The sequence below is a fragment of the Herbaspirillum sp. NPDC101397 genome (genome assembly GCF_044767325.1).
In the GTDB taxonomy this organism is placed as follows: Bacteria; Pseudomonadota; Gammaproteobacteria; order Burkholderiales; family Burkholderiaceae_D; genus Herbaspirillum.
Window position 1 is genome coordinate 1 of record NZ_JBIWNS010000006.1, and the last position, 14,105, is coordinate 14,105.

18 protein-coding genes and 1 tRNA gene are annotated in these 14,105 nt (G+C 54.2%); 10 read left to right on the top strand and 9 right to left on the bottom strand.

Features of this window, described 5'->3' with window-relative positions:
• The first annotated feature begins 134 nt into the window (after nucleotides 1-134).
• The 7 genes from ACIROW_RS14990 (at nucleotide 135) to ACIROW_RS15020 (ending at nucleotide 4,457) form a co-directional block, all read left to right on the top strand.
• Nucleotides 135-443, top strand: a complete 309-nt coding sequence (locus ACIROW_RS14990) for a hypothetical protein (protein WP_051994718.1) — start codon at nucleotides 135-137, stop codon at nucleotides 441-443.
• 455 nt (nucleotides 444-898) lie between these two features.
• Nucleotides 899-1,408 (top strand): hypothetical protein, encoded by a 510-nt coding sequence (locus ACIROW_RS14995; RefSeq protein ID WP_402277010.1) that lies wholly within the window; start codon nucleotides 899-901, stop codon nucleotides 1,406-1,408.
• A gap of 83 nt (nucleotides 1,409-1,491) precedes the next feature.
• Nucleotides 1,492-2,184 (top strand): hypothetical protein, encoded by a 693-nt coding sequence (locus tag ACIROW_RS15000; RefSeq protein ID WP_402277011.1) that lies wholly within the window; start codon nucleotides 1,492-1,494, stop codon nucleotides 2,182-2,184.
• 235 nt (nucleotides 2,185-2,419) lie between these two features.
• Nucleotides 2,420-2,761, top strand: coding sequence for a DUF6572 domain-containing protein (locus ACIROW_RS15005; RefSeq protein WP_402277012.1), 342 nt, complete (start codon nucleotides 2,420-2,422; stop codon nucleotides 2,759-2,761).
• A 477-nt stretch (nucleotides 2,762-3,238) separates the two neighbouring features.
• Entirely contained in the window at nucleotides 3,239-3,748 is a 510-nt protein-coding gene (locus ACIROW_RS15010) for a hypothetical protein (protein ID WP_402277014.1), read from the top strand.
• A gap of 46 nt (nucleotides 3,749-3,794) precedes the next feature.
• Nucleotides 3,795-4,070, top strand: coding sequence for a hypothetical protein (locus tag ACIROW_RS15015; protein WP_402277016.1), 276 nt, complete (start codon nucleotides 3,795-3,797; stop codon nucleotides 4,068-4,070).
• A 66-nt stretch (nucleotides 4,071-4,136) separates the two neighbouring features.
• On the top strand, nucleotides 4,137-4,457 hold the full coding sequence (locus tag ACIROW_RS15020; RefSeq protein WP_402277018.1) for a hypothetical protein: 321 nt from the start codon (nucleotides 4,137-4,139) through the stop codon (nucleotides 4,455-4,457).
• 514 nt (nucleotides 4,458-4,971) lie between these two features.
• Here the strand turns inward: ACIROW_RS15020 and ACIROW_RS15025 are convergent.
• The 6 genes from ACIROW_RS15025 to petA form a co-directional block, all read right to left on the bottom strand.
• Nucleotides 4,972-5,047, bottom strand: a tRNA-Thr gene (locus tag ACIROW_RS15025).
• Between the two features lie 24 nt (nucleotides 5,048-5,071).
• Nucleotides 5,072-5,563 (bottom strand): ClpXP protease specificity-enhancing factor, encoded by a 492-nt coding sequence (locus ACIROW_RS15030; protein WP_402277020.1) that lies wholly within the window; start codon nucleotides 5,561-5,563, stop codon nucleotides 5,072-5,074.
• Nucleotides 5,564-5,714: 151 nt separating this feature from the next.
• The gene (locus tag ACIROW_RS15035) at nucleotides 5,715-6,326 is read right to left on the bottom strand and encodes a glutathione S-transferase N-terminal domain-containing protein (protein WP_016834673.1); all 612 of its coding nucleotides are present in this window, start codon (nucleotides 6,324-6,326) and stop codon (nucleotides 5,715-5,717) included.
• A gap of 93 nt (nucleotides 6,327-6,419) precedes the next feature.
• Nucleotides 6,420-7,184, bottom strand: coding sequence for a cytochrome c1 (locus tag ACIROW_RS15040; RefSeq protein WP_402277022.1), 765 nt, complete (start codon nucleotides 7,182-7,184; stop codon nucleotides 6,420-6,422).
• Between the two features lie 22 nt (nucleotides 7,185-7,206).
• A complete protein-coding gene (locus ACIROW_RS15045) occupies nucleotides 7,207-8,613 on the bottom strand; it encodes a cytochrome bc complex cytochrome b subunit (protein WP_402277024.1) in 1,407 nt (468 codons plus the stop codon).
• Nucleotides 8,614-8,615: 2 nt separating this feature from the next.
• Nucleotides 8,616-9,224 carry a ubiquinol-cytochrome c reductase iron-sulfur subunit gene (gene petA, locus ACIROW_RS15050; RefSeq protein ID WP_053195379.1) on the bottom strand — a complete coding sequence of 203 codons (609 nt, stop codon included), beginning with the start codon at nucleotides 9,222-9,224 and terminating at the stop codon, nucleotides 8,616-8,618.
• Nucleotides 9,225-9,477: 253 nt separating this feature from the next.
• Between petA and mscL the strand changes: the two genes are divergently transcribed.
• Nucleotides 9,478-9,909, top strand: a complete 432-nt coding sequence (gene mscL, locus ACIROW_RS15055) for a large conductance mechanosensitive channel protein MscL (protein WP_402277026.1) — start codon at nucleotides 9,478-9,480, stop codon at nucleotides 9,907-9,909.
• A 97-nt stretch (nucleotides 9,910-10,006) separates the two neighbouring features.
• Here the strand turns inward: mscL and ACIROW_RS15060 are convergent, their stop codons facing one another.
• Complete coding sequence (locus ACIROW_RS15060; RefSeq protein ID WP_402277028.1) at nucleotides 10,007-10,777, bottom strand: Nif3-like dinuclear metal center hexameric protein; 771 nt, start codon at nucleotides 10,775-10,777, stop codon at nucleotides 10,007-10,009.
• A gap of 25 nt (nucleotides 10,778-10,802) precedes the next feature.
• On the opposite strand from ACIROW_RS15060, the gene ACIROW_RS15065 reads away from it, so the two are divergent.
• Complete coding sequence (locus ACIROW_RS15065; RefSeq protein ID WP_402277030.1) at nucleotides 10,803-11,975, top strand: Do family serine endopeptidase; 1,173 nt, start codon at nucleotides 10,803-10,805, stop codon at nucleotides 11,973-11,975.
• Nucleotides 11,976-11,989: 14 nt separating this feature from the next.
• Nucleotides 11,990-12,676 (top strand): DUF2461 domain-containing protein, encoded by a 687-nt coding sequence (locus ACIROW_RS15070; RefSeq protein ID WP_402277032.1) that lies wholly within the window; start codon nucleotides 11,990-11,992, stop codon nucleotides 12,674-12,676.
• Nucleotides 12,677-12,747: 71 nt separating this feature from the next.
• On the opposite strand, the gene tatC is transcribed toward ACIROW_RS15070, so the two are convergent.
• Both tatC and tatB read right to left on the bottom strand, forming a co-directional pair.
• On the bottom strand, nucleotides 12,748-13,521 hold the full coding sequence (tatC, locus tag ACIROW_RS15075) for a twin-arginine translocase subunit TatC (protein WP_402277034.1): 774 nt from the start codon (nucleotides 13,519-13,521) through the stop codon (nucleotides 12,748-12,750).
• 42 nt (nucleotides 13,522-13,563) lie between these two features.
• Nucleotides 13,564-14,064 carry a Sec-independent protein translocase protein TatB gene (gene tatB, locus ACIROW_RS15080; RefSeq protein WP_402277036.1) on the bottom strand — a complete coding sequence of 167 codons (501 nt, stop codon included), beginning with the start codon at nucleotides 14,062-14,064 and terminating at the stop codon, nucleotides 13,564-13,566.
• Nucleotides 14,065-14,105 lie beyond the last annotated feature (41 nt).

Below are 14,105 nucleotides of genomic sequence, written 5' to 3' on the forward strand. Positions count from 1 at the left end.
TGAATGATGAATCTCATTCTTTAAACGAGCAGGAATACTATTTAAATTTATTTATAACCAGCCTACATTGAATGACCGCAACCGGCCAGAAGCGGAAGTATGTCGATATCTCACGTTTTGATGAACGAGGCGCAATGAACTACGTATCAGCAATATTTAACGAGTCGGTAAGGATTGTGACCTCTGGAACGATTCCACCTGACATCGAGTTGCTGGCCGCGAACCTAAATTCAGGTGAAGCTCATCTGCCATTTTCGTCGAAGAAGAACTTGGCTGAGGTTCTTACTGCCTTGCAGCGTGCCAAATTCTTTTTTGCCGATGAGCCGGCGGGCTGGCCACCTGCTGCAGTGTTTCAGCAGCTTCGCGAAGAATCGCTTGTGAGCGGGAAGGTTTTGACGGTTTGTTGGAAAAGGCAAGATGAACCTATTTTCGGAGAGGCATGACTAGTCCGCAACCGGCCAGGAGCAGACATCCTCCACACTAGCGTTTCCGAAAAATGAAAAGAATTCTTCTGCTTTGTATATGGTTCATAAGTAGCGCAGCAAGCGCTGCGGATTGCGTCAAAATTCGCGATACATGCATGACATTCTCTGACCAAGAACTGCATGCGGCGGAAGCGCAAGGATTGATACTGGGGATGCCATATGCAGACGTTAGGAATCGTTTGCTTGCGCAGGGATGGGTAGAGTCAGCCGATGGAGAGAAAATCGCTTGTGGTAGTGGAATTGACGCCACTTGCTCTGCCATCTATAGGCACGCGAACCAAACTCTAACCCTTATGTTCAGCGCTGTGAACAATGGTTTGCCATTGGTGGCTGTCAGGTCAGGAGCCGACTGATTCAAACAGGTCTGACTTCGGCCAGAAGCCGACTTTTCCTTGGAGTGAAAGGAGTATTAGATGAATTTGAGGTTGCATTTTATTTTGGCAACGGCCGCGATGATGTTCGCTAACTCGGTATGTGCAAAGGAATTCTGTGATTACACGAATACCAACGAGCTTGCCCGTGATAAAAATCTACCGATTCGTGTTCATCGTTTTCTCGGAGACAAGCGAGTAAATTTTTTTCATACGGGGGTTTTATATGAACAAGTCCTCGAGGGCCTTGGCGGCCCTCCAGACCAAATTCACTCCCTCACGGAAAATCTGAAAATGGCTACAGCTTGTCGTTACCACAGTTGCGATGAAAAAGCCGCGGTGATATTTACGTGCCCTGGCGTCATACAGGCTGTTGGGATACTTCATTTTGACATTCGCCCGGGACACTTCGACCCAAAATCAGCGACGCTAACTATCTATGCCAAGGAACTTCCCTCTGCGGTTGACATGGCCTTCAATGTCTGGCGAGAGAGCATTGAGAAAACCTCTAATATCAAGATAGTTAAAGATGTTCAAACATTTTGGAAATAGTCCGCACAACGGTTACTTTTTCCGCAATCGGCCAGAAATGGACACTCCGACAGAATGCTTGCTACCAGACTTGAACGCAAAATATGAAACCTTGGTTCTCTGAAGCGCAATCAGTATCGATGCTGAATGCGGAATTGTGTTTTGTCCTAAAGGACGAACTCGATTTCGGTCCGGACAGGCACATAGGCTCAGACCGTTCAAAATCCAAACAGAGTCTTGACCTGCCCTCAATTCCAAGGCGACAGCCCTCAATGGTTTGTACGAGCGAGCTTATTGGGCATGAGGGCGAATTGGCTACTTACTATAAACAGGTTGTTAGATTTGCAGTTCATCATCGACTTTCATTTAGCTCAATTCGTCATCACTTCTGGGTGCGGTTTTGGCTATGGAATAGCGAAGACGACGTTCATATTTCTTTTCCTTGGTATGACAATTACTCAGAGGTGTCAAAATTTCTGAACGCGCTATTGTCAGTCGAATCTGGGGAAATTTATTACGACGTTGACCAATGCTGGGAAATGGAAGTTGACGCCTATGAAGACGATATCTATGTTCGGCAGCGAGACCCAGATTATGACGAGACACACGTTTGCATCCGAGTTCCTAGGGGCGAACTTGTAATGCAGGTGCGACAAGTTATGGAGCGCTCGATTAAAGTTATAGACCAGCTTAGTGAATTGATGGGTGAGGATGTCTGGACGTCATACATGCGTTCTGAGCCGGTCTTCATGGAAAAGCATGTCGCAACTAAGAAAAAATCTTGGTGGCGTCCTTAGTGACCTGACACGCTGTTGGACGTACAAAATATTACTCCTTGGACGTCCGCAATCGGCCGAGGCTGTGTAAAAACGTAAAACATCGGAAAATTCGTGGGTAGGGAGACCCTTCCCGATATCGAGAAAATTGAATAGCGGCCTATCTGAAAGGCCGATTTTTCAATCAGCTGAAAAAATTTACGTTTTTACACAGCCTCGGCCAAGAACAGACGTTCATGCTTCATGATTTCCTAATATGACAACAGAAAATTCCTCGGTCATTGATGCTGCCGGTATCGACAAAGAAACCGGGAGTGTTGTTCTCAGCATCTTTGCTCATATGCCATGGGATAGGGAGAGCCTGCTATTGCTCGAGGAAAAAATAAATCGCTATCTTGGATTTATTGAGTCTGGGGAAATTTTCGAAGCCTATCCCGCAGCCAAGGGCCGACCGTGCGTCATTGAAATATATTGCCACTTTCGACCTACTGATGACGCCCTACGCTTTCTTGACGCGGCTTTTTTGGTGGCGAAGGAGTACGGCTCGGCGCTGCAATATACGCATGCCGGACAAGGGTACATTGACGACGCCGGTTAATATCTTGAGGTCCGCAACCGGCCATAAGCGGACTTAATCGGCAAAAAAATAGCCCAATTAATTTGGGCTATTTTTTTGCGAGTAAAAATCGTCCAGTTTTAGCGACTGCATAAAATCACCAAAAAACAGGCCGCTCCGCAAAAAAGTGCGCTGCGGAGCAGAAAAGAAAAGGCCCACCGAACGGTGGGCCTTTTAAATACTGGTGCTGGCTGCAGGACTTGAACCCGCCACCCCCTGATTACAAGTCCGATGTAGAAACCATAAAAATCAATAACTTAGGTCATTTTCTGCTTCGCAATAAGGATTTATAGACGGCCGCAAAGGCTTATTACATGCGGCTCAATTGCGAATTGCGAAGCGGAATTTCCAGTTCTTAATGCGAATACGGGGCTGTTCCTGATAAAGTTGCGCGACAAACATAGGGCCGAGGTCCGCAATCGGCCAATAGCAGACCTTGGCATCCAAATCGGATTTCTAATGAAACTAGATGAAACAACTCGCGGCCGCATTGAGGCAGATCTGCTGGACTGTGATGGTTCGTGCCGAGATATTAACTTTGCTGAAGGCATTTCGACATCAGGAGCTATCGAAATTCTGAGGTTTCTTATGGCCTCGTGGAGGTTCGCTCAAGCGATGACAAATGACGGACATGAAGTTGCCAGCGCTGAGCTCTCAAGTACTCTTCAGCAACCTTTCGGCTCAATCAGCACTGTTTGGAACGGCGGCCGTAATCCTGAGCATATCCAAGCCTACTTTGTATGGTTAGAACCAGATAAGATATTTTGTGAGCTAACGTTTTTCCCTCAGGATTTTGATAGCAAAACCTTTACGCTGCAAGGATTCCTGGTGATGCTAGGACAACTGGTGTCTGCAGCGCAAAGTGAAGAGTATTACCTCCGTTACGAGGACGCTTCTTGGCGTCACGGGCAGTACGAGAAGGGCGGAGTTATTCTTTCTCATAAAGTTTTGTCGCTCTCAGCGGACTGACAGAAAGCGGCCAGGAGCTGCCGTACATTGAATAGGGCAATACTCAATGAAACTCATAGACATATTCAATAACCTTTCGGACTTGTACGAAGAAGGCACCATATACGCAACAGAGCCGTGGAATGAAGACGCAGAGGCATTTGTTGCAAAGGAGCCCGAGAACGGAGGGCTTCCAGCGGAAGCCCCATATGGCGTTAGATATTTTTTGGAGGCCGCTATTGTGTTGGAGTTGGTCCAAGATTGGACTGCCTCGCAGATTGAACCGCCAACGTCTTTTTCGACCTGCAAGCGTGTCATCGAATATGCAATCAATGATGCTTAAGTGAAAATGGATGTCCGTAATCGGCCAGAAGCGGACGCTCTCTTGTGAGAATGGACGACGAAAAATATGACTAAAACTAATGAAAATTACGTGATTGACCAAGTTTCTTGGCACACAAAGGTCGTAGGTAACCCGGAACACAGAGACCATATTGAAGCCCGCTTCTGGCACGTTATTGATTTTATGCAACGCAATGACTTGACCACCAAGCAGCTTCTAAAATCTCAATCAGACATCGACGATGACTTTGCCATATCGACTTCTGATTTGACCGAAAAAGGGATGGCGTTAATGAAAGCGGTCTACGACAAGTGGCTTGTGAAAGTCGATAAGGGCATGTCTGTAACCGATTTATCTATGTTCGAGAAAAATCTATTGAAGCTGTAAGCGCTGACTACCGACGTCCGCAACAGGCCAGAAGCAGACACATTTCCTGAAACGAGACAGCCCCTCTATCTTCCCATGACAAAAAAACCTCAGACTATTTATACGGCAAGTTCATTGTTCTGGTTGCTGTTAGTGTCAGTCCATTTTGGTTGGTATATTCTTTCAGCCCAACCGTCATCAGACGAGCTTTACAGCAACAGTTTTGGTTTTCAAATCGTGGCATTTAGCCTATTGAAACTCCCTTACTGGGTTATGGGACTGGTCGTAATCTTATTGACCGAATTCTTTGCCTTACGCAGAAGATAGAATCGGTACTTTGAAAGTCTGCAACCGGCCAGAAGCGGACTTAATCGGCAAAAAAATAGCCCAATTAATTTGGGCTATTTTTTTGCGAGTAAAAATCATCCCGTTTCAGTGACTGCATAAAATCACCAAAAAACAGGCCGCTTCGCAAAAAAATGTGCGTTGCGAAGCAAAATAAAAAGGCTCTCCGGTCGGAGAGCCTTTTAAATACTGGTGCTGGCTGCAGGACTTGAACCCGCCACCCCCTGATTACAAGTCAGGTGCTCTACCAGATGAGCTAAGCCAGCAAAAACTTAGACGGCGATTATAACCTATTTAATTCTGGTTAGTACAGGCCTTCCACCTTTTTTTGGTGGTTCCGGCTCATCGTCGGGTGCGGGCTTGTTATTTGCGTTGGTTTTGTCTGCGGTCGGGACCGATGCCAGGCCGGGTGGCGGCACGGATCCCGGTGCGGATTCAGGGGCGTCTTCGGTCTCGCCGACGGCCAGTACGGCCGGCGCTTCGAAGGCCATTCCCTGGCCGTTTTCACGGGCGTAAATCGCGATGACGTTCTCGACGGGGACCGAGATGTCGCGCGAGACGCCGCCGAAACGGGCGCTGAAATTGATGAAGTCGTTGTCCATCTTGAGGCCGCTGGTGGCTTCAAAACTGATGTTCAGGACGATCTCGCCGTTCTTGACGAATTGCATCGGGACGCGCGTGCTGGCGTCCACGACGACCGCAATATGCGGCGTATAGCCGTTGTCCGTGCACCATTCGTAAATAGCGCGCAGGAGATAGGGTTTGGTAGACACTTCTGGCATGACGTAAACCGATCCGGAAAGACTGACTGCGCTGGCTTGCCTCATTTGCGCCGAGGCGGCAGTCTTAAATGCGTTCGCCGATTGTCCCTTGTGTGGATCAACCGGCGAGGCGCGATGATGCTTGATGCTGCGTGCTGCTGAGCTCTGTCGATTAACGACGCATGACCTTTTCGGAAGGCGTCAGCGCTTCGATGTAGGCAGGACGCGAGAAGATGCGTTCGGCGTACTTCATCAGCGGCGCTGCAGTCTTCGACAATTCGATGCCGTAGTGGTCGAGACGCCAGAGCAACGGCGCCAAAGCGACGTCAAGCATGGAGAACTCGTCGCCAAGCATGTACTTGTTCTTCAGGAACAGCGGCGCCAATGTGGTCAGGCGATCGCGGATTTCCGAGCGGGCCTTTTCGTGGGCTTTTTCGGCGCCCTTGGTCTTTTCGTTTTCCAGCGTGTGGACGTGGATGAACAATTCTTTTTCAAAATTGAACAGCATCAGGCGTGCACGCGCGCGCATCAGCGGATCGGCCGGCATCAGTTGCGGATGCGGGAAGCGTTCGTCGATGTATTCGTTGATGATGTTGGATTCGTACAGCACCAGGTCGCGTTCGACCAGGATCGGCACCTGGCCGTATGGGTTCATGACCGAAATATCTTCCGGCTTGTTGAACAGGTCGACGTCGCGAATTTCAAAGTCCATGCCCTTTTCGAACAGGACAAGACGGCAACGTTGCGAGAATGGGCAGGTTGTGCCCGAGTAGAGAACCATCATTTTTGTAGTGCCTTAGAAACAAAGGGGCGAGACGCCGTACGCCTCACCCCGATACGTACACCCGCAGACTGCGCGGGCACGAAAAACTCTGCTTTACTTGACTTCTTTCCAGAAGGAGGCGTTCAGACGCCATGCCAACACGAGGAACAAGCCCAGGAACAGCAAAACCCAGACGCCGAGGCGCTTACGCGTATTTTGCGCGGGTTCGCCCATCCATTGCAAGTAGCCGACCAGATCGGCCACCGCATTGTCGTATTCGAGCGCGGATAACTTGCCCGGTTTCAACTGTTCAAAACCCACAAATTTGTGAATGGTCTTGCCTTCTTCATGTGGATCTTTCTCTTCTGCAAACTTCGGCGTGCGAATGCCTTGCAGTTCCCACAGGACGTGCGGCATGCCGACGTTCGGGAAAACCATGTTGTTCCAACCGGTCGGACGGCTGTCGTCCTTGTAGTAGGTACGCAGGTAAGTGTAGATCCAGTCAGGACCGGAACCGGCTTCGGACGCCTTGGCGCGGGCGATCACGGACAAGTCCGGAGGCACGGCGCCGAACCATGCCTTGGCGTCTTGCGGCAGCATGGTGGTCTTCATCAGGTCGCCGACTTTTTCACCGGTGAAGAGCAGGTTGTTCTTGATCTGGTCTTCGGTCAGGCCGATGTCGCGCAGGCGGTTGTAACGCATGGCCGACGCCGAGTGGCAGTTCAGGCAATAGTTGACGAACAGCTTGGCGCCGTTTTGCAGCGACGATACATCGGTGGTGCGATTCGGCGCCTTGTCCAGCGGGTAGCCGCCTTCGTTGGCGTAAGCCAGCGCCGGCAGCAGCACGAGAGTCGCGATCAGTCTTTTCAGCAATGTCATTTTTATCCTCTTGGCGGCTGGCTTAGTGCGGATGATAGGTAACGCGGTCTGGAACCGGCTTGAACCGGCCCAATGCGCTCCACCATGGCATCAACAGGAAGAAGCCGAAATAGATGAAGGTGCCGATCTGGGCGATCGTGGTGCCGACGGCGGTCGGCGGTTGCACGCCGAGGTAGCCGAGGGCAACGAAAGCGACGCCGAAGACCAGGTAGACATATTTATGCCAGCTTGGGCGATAGCGGATCGACTTGACTTGCGAATGATCGAGCCACGGCAGGCCGCCGAGGATCATGACGGACACGCCCATCAGCACCACGCCCCAGAACTTGGCGTCGAAGATGGCCATGCCGGCGATCACGGCAACGCCGATCACGATCGCGGCGATCTTGAAGATGCCGCTGCGCTGGGAGCGGAACACCAGCAGCGCAACGTAGGCGGCGACACCGGCCATCAGGTAGACCATGAAGTCGGATGTCGTGGCGCGCAGGATCGAGTAAAACGGTGTGAAATACCAGACCGGTGCGATGTGTGGCGGCGTCTTCAGCGAATCGGCCGGGACGAAGTTGTTGTATTCGAGGAAGTAGCCACCCATTTCCGGCGCGAAGAACACGACGGCGGTGAACACGATCAGGAACACGGCAACCGCCATGATGTCATGCACGGAGTAGTAAGGATGGAACGGCACGCCGTCCAGCGGGATGCCGTTGGCGTCCAGCTTTTCCTTGATTTCAACGCCGTCCGGGTTGTTCGAACCGACTTCGTGCAACGCGATGATGTGCGCCACGACCAGGCCGATCAGCACCAGCGGAATGGCGATCACGTGGAACGAGAAGAAGCGGTTCAGCGTGGCGTCGGAGACGACGTAGTCACCGCGGATCCACAGCGACAGGTCAGGACCGATGAAAGGAATCGCGCCGAATAGGTTGACGATCACCTGCGCGCCCCAATAGGACATTTGACCCCATGGCAGCAGGTAGCCCATGAAGGCTTCGCCCATCAGGCACAGGAAGATGGCGACGCCGAACAGCCAGACCAGTTCGCGTGGTTTGCGATAGGAACCGTACAGCAGGCCGCGCACCATGTGCAGGTAGACCACGATGAAGAACGCCGAGGCGCCGGTGGAGTGCATGTAGCGCACCAGCCAGCCCCATGGGACGTCGCGCATGATGTATTCGACCGAAGCGAACGCCAGCGTGGCGTCGGGCTTGTAGTGCATCACCAGGAAAATCCCGGTCACGATCTGAATAACCAGCACCAGCAGCGCCAGCGAACCGAAGGCGTACCAAAAGTTGAAATTCTTGGGAGCGTAGTATTCGGAAAGGTGCGCTTTCCAAGTGGAAGTCAGAGGGAAGCGGGCGTCAACCCAGTTCAATGCTTTGGCGGATACCGGTGCGTCTTTGGGCAATTGTTTTTCGTGGAATGCAGCCATGCTTACGCCTCGCCTTTCTCATCTTTGCCGATGACCAGCTTGGTGTCACCTTCAAACATATACCGTGGAACCTGGAGGTTGTCTGGGGACGGTTTGTTTTTGTAGACCCGGCCCGCCAGGTCGAACGTCGAACCGTGGCAGGGGCACAGGAAACCGCCCTGCCAGTCGTCCGGCAGCGACGGTTGCGCACCGGTCTGAAATTTGGAGCTGGGCGAGCAGCCGAGGTGCGGGCAGATGCCGACCACGACCAGCAGGTCCTTCTTGATCGAACGCCATTCATTGAGGGCGTATTCGGGCGTGGTCGAGAATTCAGTGCGCTTGGATTCCGGGTCGGCCACCTGGGCATCGACCTTCTTGAGCGACTCGATCATTTCCGGCGTGCGCTTGAGGATCCACACCGGCTTGCCGCGCCACTCTACGGTGCGCATTTCGCCCGGCGTCAATGTGGAAATGTCCACTTCAACCGGTGCACCGGCGGCTTTGGCGCGCTCGGATGGTTGAAAGGTGGAAACAAATGCCCCCGCTGTAGCCAATCCAGCCACACCACCTGCCGCACAAGTCGCGACAAGCAATCCGCGTCGACTGGAGTCGACCTGTTTTTCGTTACTCATACCAACCCCAATTAGTGAAAATACGAAAACTGCACGGAACTTCCAGCAACCCTAGATTATAACTAACCTGGGATGCCTTTTAAAGCGAATAAGATTCGGGAAATGCAATTTATGGAACTTTTTTAATATTTCAAGCCCCACAGGAAAATGTCTCGTGCTTTGTATTGTGCAATAAATTGCCAGCAATTTACTTTTTAATCGAAGCACGATATAACCGACTGCATTGTTTTGCAACAATTTCTAGGAGAAAAAGATGGGCATGATGCAAGAATTCCGCACTTTCGCGCTAAAGGGAAATGTTGTCGACCTGGCAGTAGGCGTGATTATCGGCGGCGCGTTCGGCAAGATTGTGGAATCCCTGGTGCAGGACATCATCATGCCGGTGGTGGGCCGCATCTTCGGCGGGCTGGATTTCGCCAACTATTACCTGCCGCTCAATGGCCAGGGAACGCAGTTGACGCTGGTTGAAGCGAAGAAAGCCGGCGCGGTGTTCGCTTACGGCAATTTCCTGACTATTTTGATCAACTTTCTGATCCTGGCCTTCATCATTTTCCAGATGGTGCGCATGATCAACAAGGCGCGCGACCTGGCCATCCATGAAAAAGCGACGGAGCCTGCTGCGCCTGCCGCACCGCCGGAAGACATCGTGCTGTTGCGAGAAATCCGCGATTCGCTGAAGAAGTAAGCGGATTTCACCCCGCGCCAACGAAAAAGCCCGCGATGCGGGCTTTTTTCATGCTGCGGCGGAATGCAGGAAATCAGGAAATCAGGAAATCAGGAAATCAGACCGGATTATCGATGTCGACGAACTGATGGCGGATGCCGAAGTGGCCCGCAAGATGCGCCCCGAGCGCCTGTACGCCGTAGCGCTCGGTCGCATGATGGCCGGCAGCGATGTAGGCGACGCCGGTCTCGCGCGCCAGGTGCACGGTCGGCTCGGAGATTTCGCCGCTGATGTAGACCGATGCGCCGGCGGCGATGGCGTCGCCCAGGAAGCCTTGCGCGGCACCGGTACACCAGGCGATCTTGCCGAGCGGTTGGCCGGCGTCGCCGATCAGCAGCGGTGCGCGCCCGAGGCGATGCTCGATCAGGCGCGCCAGGTCGCCGACCGTGGCGATGTTGGCATCGGCTTCGGGCACCCCCAGCCAGCCCAGCTTGTCTTCGCCGAAGCGATCGCTGCCGACCAGACTCAGCTGGCGCGCCAGTTGCGCGTTGTTGCCGAGTTCCGTATGGCCATCCAGCGGCAGGTGATACGCGAACAGATTGACGTCGTTGGCCAGCAGCGCCTTGAGGCGCTTGTGCTTGGTGCCGATTACGCGTGCGTCCTCTCCACGCCAGAAATAACCGTGGTGCACCAGGATGGCGTCGGCCTTGAGATCAAGCGCCGCTTCGATCAGCGCCTGGCTGGCGGTGACGCCGCTGACAACCAGGCCGATTTCCCCGCGCCCTTCCACCTGTAGCCCATTTGGGCAATAATCGCGGTATTGTGCGATATTCAGCGTTTGCGCCAGGTAGTTGGCAAGCTCTTCCCTATTTGCTGTGCGCAGGGTCATCTTTCATCCTCATCTTTATTTCAATATGCGACGTTTTTGGCTGTTGTTTGCTCAAACCGTGACTGTCGGTTTGGCGGTCTGGTTCATTGTAGCTACCTTGAAGCCCGATTGGGCGAGCGGTACGCTCGGTTCCCGGGTCCGCTCCGCCTCCTCCACGGTGCAAATGCAGGAAGCCGCACCGGGCGCTCCCACCCCGAACTCCTATCGCGACGCCGCCCGCCAGGCCATGCCGTCGGTGGTCAACATCTTCACCACGACGGAAGCGCGGCCGCAAAAAAATCCGTTCATGGATGATCCGTTCTTCAAGAAGTTCTTCGGCGACCAGTTCGAGGACCAACAGCAGGACGACAAGCAATCCAGCCTCGGTTCGGGCGTGATCGTCAGCCCGCAGGGCTATATCCTGACCAACAACCACGTGGTCGAAGCCGCCGACGAAATCGAAGTGGCGCTGGCCGACGGCCGCAAGGCGTCCGCCAAGGTGGTCGGCACCGATCCCGAGACCGATCTGGCGGTCATCAAGATCAACCTGCCCAATCTGCCTGCGATCACGCTGGCGCACGTCGAGCAGGCTACCGTCGGTGATATCGTGCTGGCCATCGGCAACCCTTTCGGCGTCGGCCAGACCGTCACCATGGGCATCATCTCGGCGCTGGGCCGCAATCACCTGGGCATCAATACCTTCGAGAATTTCATCCAGACCGATGCGGCGATCAATCCGGGCAATTCGGGCGGCGCGCTGGTCGACACCAACGGCAACCTGCTGGGCATCAACACGGCGATTTATTCGCGCACCGGCGGCAACCTCGGCATCGGCTTTGCGATTCCGGTGTCGACCGCGAAGACCGTGATGGAAGCGATCATCAACCACGGCCAGGTCGTGCGCGGCTGGATTGGCGTGGAGCCGCAGGACATCACGCCTGAGCTGGCAGAGAGCTTCGGCCTGACCAAGAAGACCGGCGCCATCATTGCCGGTGTACTCAAGAACGGTCCCGCCGACAAGGCCGGCATGAAGCCGGGCGACATCCTCATCAGCGTGGAAGACAAACCGGTCACCGACACCACCGAAATGCTGAACCTGATCGCCCAGCTTATCCCGGGGCAGAAGGCGAAAATGACGGTGCTGCGCAAGGCGCAGGAGACCACGCTGGAGATCGTCGTCGGCAAACGTCCGCCGCCGAAACGTGAAGAACGAGAGTAAGGAAAGAACGCAACATGCATATCCGTGACCTGACGCAATTCCTCGCCGAACTGTCGGAGAACAACAATCGCGCCTGGTTCGTCATGAACAAGCCACGCTACGACATCCTGCGTGCGGAGTTCCTTGAACTGGTGACGCAGCTGATCGCCGACATCAGCAAGTTTGATCCCATCATGGCCAGCTGCAATCCGAAGAAAGCGCTGTTCCGCATCAACCGCGACATGCGCTTCTCGCACGACAAGAGCCCGTACAAGACGCACTTCTCGGCGTCGCTGACCGCGAGCGGCCTGAAGAAGCCGAGCTCGGGTGGCGGCCCGGCGTACTACTTCCACATCGACGCTGACGGCCAGTTGCTGATCGCGGGCGGCGAATACATGCCGCCATCGGATCGCCTGCGCGCGATTCGCCAGCGCGTCATTGAAGATGCTGCCGGCTTCAGCAAAGTGCTCAGGAACAAGACCATCAAGGACAACTACGGCGGCTTGCAGGAAGAAGGCAAGCTGACGCGTCCGCCGAAAGGCTTCGACGCCGACAGTCCGCATCTCGAGTACATCAAGCTGAAAAACTTCATCGTCTGGAAGGAATCAAGCCTGAAGAAGAAGATTCCGGCTGATATCGGCAAGGAAGTATTGGCCGGATTCAAGGACGCCTATCCGTTGGTGAGCTGGCTGCGCCAGGTTCCGCTGATCATTGCGGAGTGAATTGAATCCGCTGCAAAACAAAAAGGCCACTGCATGCAGTGGCCTTTTTCAATATCGGAGGTTCGTGCCGGTCAGCTGCCGACGGTGTCTTCACGCTGTTCCGGCGCACGCGTGGCTTTCTCGAAGATCGGCGCCACCAGCAGGCCGACTTCATACAGCAGGCACAGCGGCACGGCCAGCATCAGCTGACTCATGATGTCCGGCGGCGTCACCACGGCGGCGATGACGAAGGCGCCGACCACCACGTAAGGGCGGATCTGCTTGAGCTTGGCCAGCGGCACCAGGCCCATGCGCACCAGCACGATCACGATGATCGGCACTTCAAAGGTAATGCCGAAGGCCAGGAACATGGTCAGCACGAAGTCGACGTAGCTGTCGATATCCGGCGCCACCGAAACCGACTTCGGCGCGAAGTTATTGATGAACGGGAACACCACGCCGAACACGAAGAAGTAGCAGAACGCCACACCCATCAGGAACAGCAGCGAGGAAGAAATCACCAGCGGCGCCACCAGGCGCTTCTCGTGCGAATACAAACCCGGCGCGACGAAAGCCCACATCTGGTACAGCACCCATGGCAGCGCAATCATGAAGGCCATCAGCATGGTGACCTTGACCGGGATCAGGAACGGCGTGATCACGCCGGTGGCGATCATCTTGCTGCCGACCGGCAGCGCGTTGATCATCGGCGCCGCGAGCAAGTCGAAGATATGCGCGGACCACGGCATCATGCACAGGAAGATGATGAGCACCGCTGCCGACGCTTTCACCACGCGGCTGCGCAATTCGATCAGATGCGAAATGAAGGTATCTTCGCTACCTGACGTTTTCTGTTCTTCGGCCATGGAATTACTGCAGGAGTGGGATGGAAAACAAGTCCATCGGGATTAGAAAAAACCGGCCGATTTGCCGGCGCCGATAGGACGATATTTGGCCACGCGCGCCGCGGCGGAAATCACGCGGGTGCGGCGGCCGCTCTGGTTCTTGTACCACGAAGGAACACCGGAAGTGCGCGCCAGTTTCTTCTTGCGAAAATTCTTGGCTTTGATGACCAGCGCTTCCGGGCTTGGCGTTGTACTCCAGCTGGTGCTGCTGCCGGAACTGCTGTCGTTCCAGGCATCGTGGATGGAATTCTCCGCATCGGCGACGCTCTTGGAAATGCTGCTGTGGACGTCCCCGGCGGCGTCTTGCACATCCTTTTGCATCTTGCGCAGTTCTTCCAGCTCGATCTCGCGGCTGACTTCCGTCTTGACCTCGTTGATGTAGCGTTGCGCGCGGCCGAACAGCGAACCGGCCATGCGCGCCACCTTGGGCAGGCGCTCAGGACCGATCACCACCAGCGCGACGACGCCGATGAGAGCCAGCTTGGAAAGTCCGATATCAATCATTGCAAGGGTAACAATCGAAAGTGAATGCCGAGAAAATCAGC

Coding starts and splice junctions, on each gene's coding strand:
- ACIROW_RS15030 (WP_402277020.1), bottom strand. CDS start 5,563: ATGCCAGAAGTGTCTACCAAACCCTATCTCCTGCGCGCTATTTACGAA.
- ACIROW_RS15020 (WP_402277018.1), top strand. CDS start 4,137: ATGACTAAAACTAATGAAAATTACGTGATTGACCAAGTTTCTTGGCAC.
- ACIROW_RS15015 (WP_402277016.1), top strand. CDS start 3,795: ATGAAACTCATAGACATATTCAATAACCTTTCGGACTTGTACGAAGAA.
- ACIROW_RS15040 (WP_402277022.1), bottom strand. CDS start 7,184: ATGACATTGCTGAAAAGACTGATCGCGACTCTCGTGCTGCTGCCGGCG.
- ACIROW_RS14995 (WP_402277010.1), top strand. CDS start 899: ATGAATTTGAGGTTGCATTTTATTTTGGCAACGGCCGCGATGATGTTC.
- petA (WP_053195379.1), bottom strand. CDS start 9,224: ATGAGTAACGAAAAACAGGTCGACTCCAGTCGACGCGGATTGCTTGTC.
- ACIROW_RS15070 (WP_402277032.1), top strand. CDS start 11,990: ATGCATATCCGTGACCTGACGCAATTCCTCGCCGAACTGTCGGAGAAC.
- ACIROW_RS15005 (WP_402277012.1), top strand. CDS start 2,420: ATGACAACAGAAAATTCCTCGGTCATTGATGCTGCCGGTATCGACAAA.
- tatC (WP_402277034.1), bottom strand. CDS start 13,521: ATGGCCGAAGAACAGAAAACGTCAGGTAGCGAAGATACCTTCATTTCG.
- ACIROW_RS15060 (WP_402277028.1), bottom strand. CDS start 10,777: ATGACCCTGCGCACAGCAAATAGGGAAGAGCTTGCCAACTACCTGGCG.
- ACIROW_RS15010 (WP_402277014.1), top strand. CDS start 3,239: ATGAAACTAGATGAAACAACTCGCGGCCGCATTGAGGCAGATCTGCTG.
- ACIROW_RS15065 (WP_402277030.1), top strand. CDS start 10,803: ATGCGACGTTTTTGGCTGTTGTTTGCTCAAACCGTGACTGTCGGTTTG.
- ACIROW_RS14990 (WP_051994718.1), top strand. CDS start 135: ATGAACTACGTATCAGCAATATTTAACGAGTCGGTAAGGATTGTGACC.
- ACIROW_RS15000 (WP_402277011.1), top strand. CDS start 1,492: ATGAAACCTTGGTTCTCTGAAGCGCAATCAGTATCGATGCTGAATGCG.
- mscL (WP_402277026.1), top strand. CDS start 9,478: ATGGGCATGATGCAAGAATTCCGCACTTTCGCGCTAAAGGGAAATGTT.
- ACIROW_RS15045 (WP_402277024.1), bottom strand. CDS start 8,613: ATGGCTGCATTCCACGAAAAACAATTGCCCAAAGACGCACCGGTATCC.
- tatB (WP_402277036.1), bottom strand. CDS start 14,064: ATGATTGATATCGGACTTTCCAAGCTGGCTCTCATCGGCGTCGTCGCG.
- ACIROW_RS15035 (WP_016834673.1), bottom strand. CDS start 6,326: ATGATGGTTCTCTACTCGGGCACAACCTGCCCATTCTCGCAACGTTGC.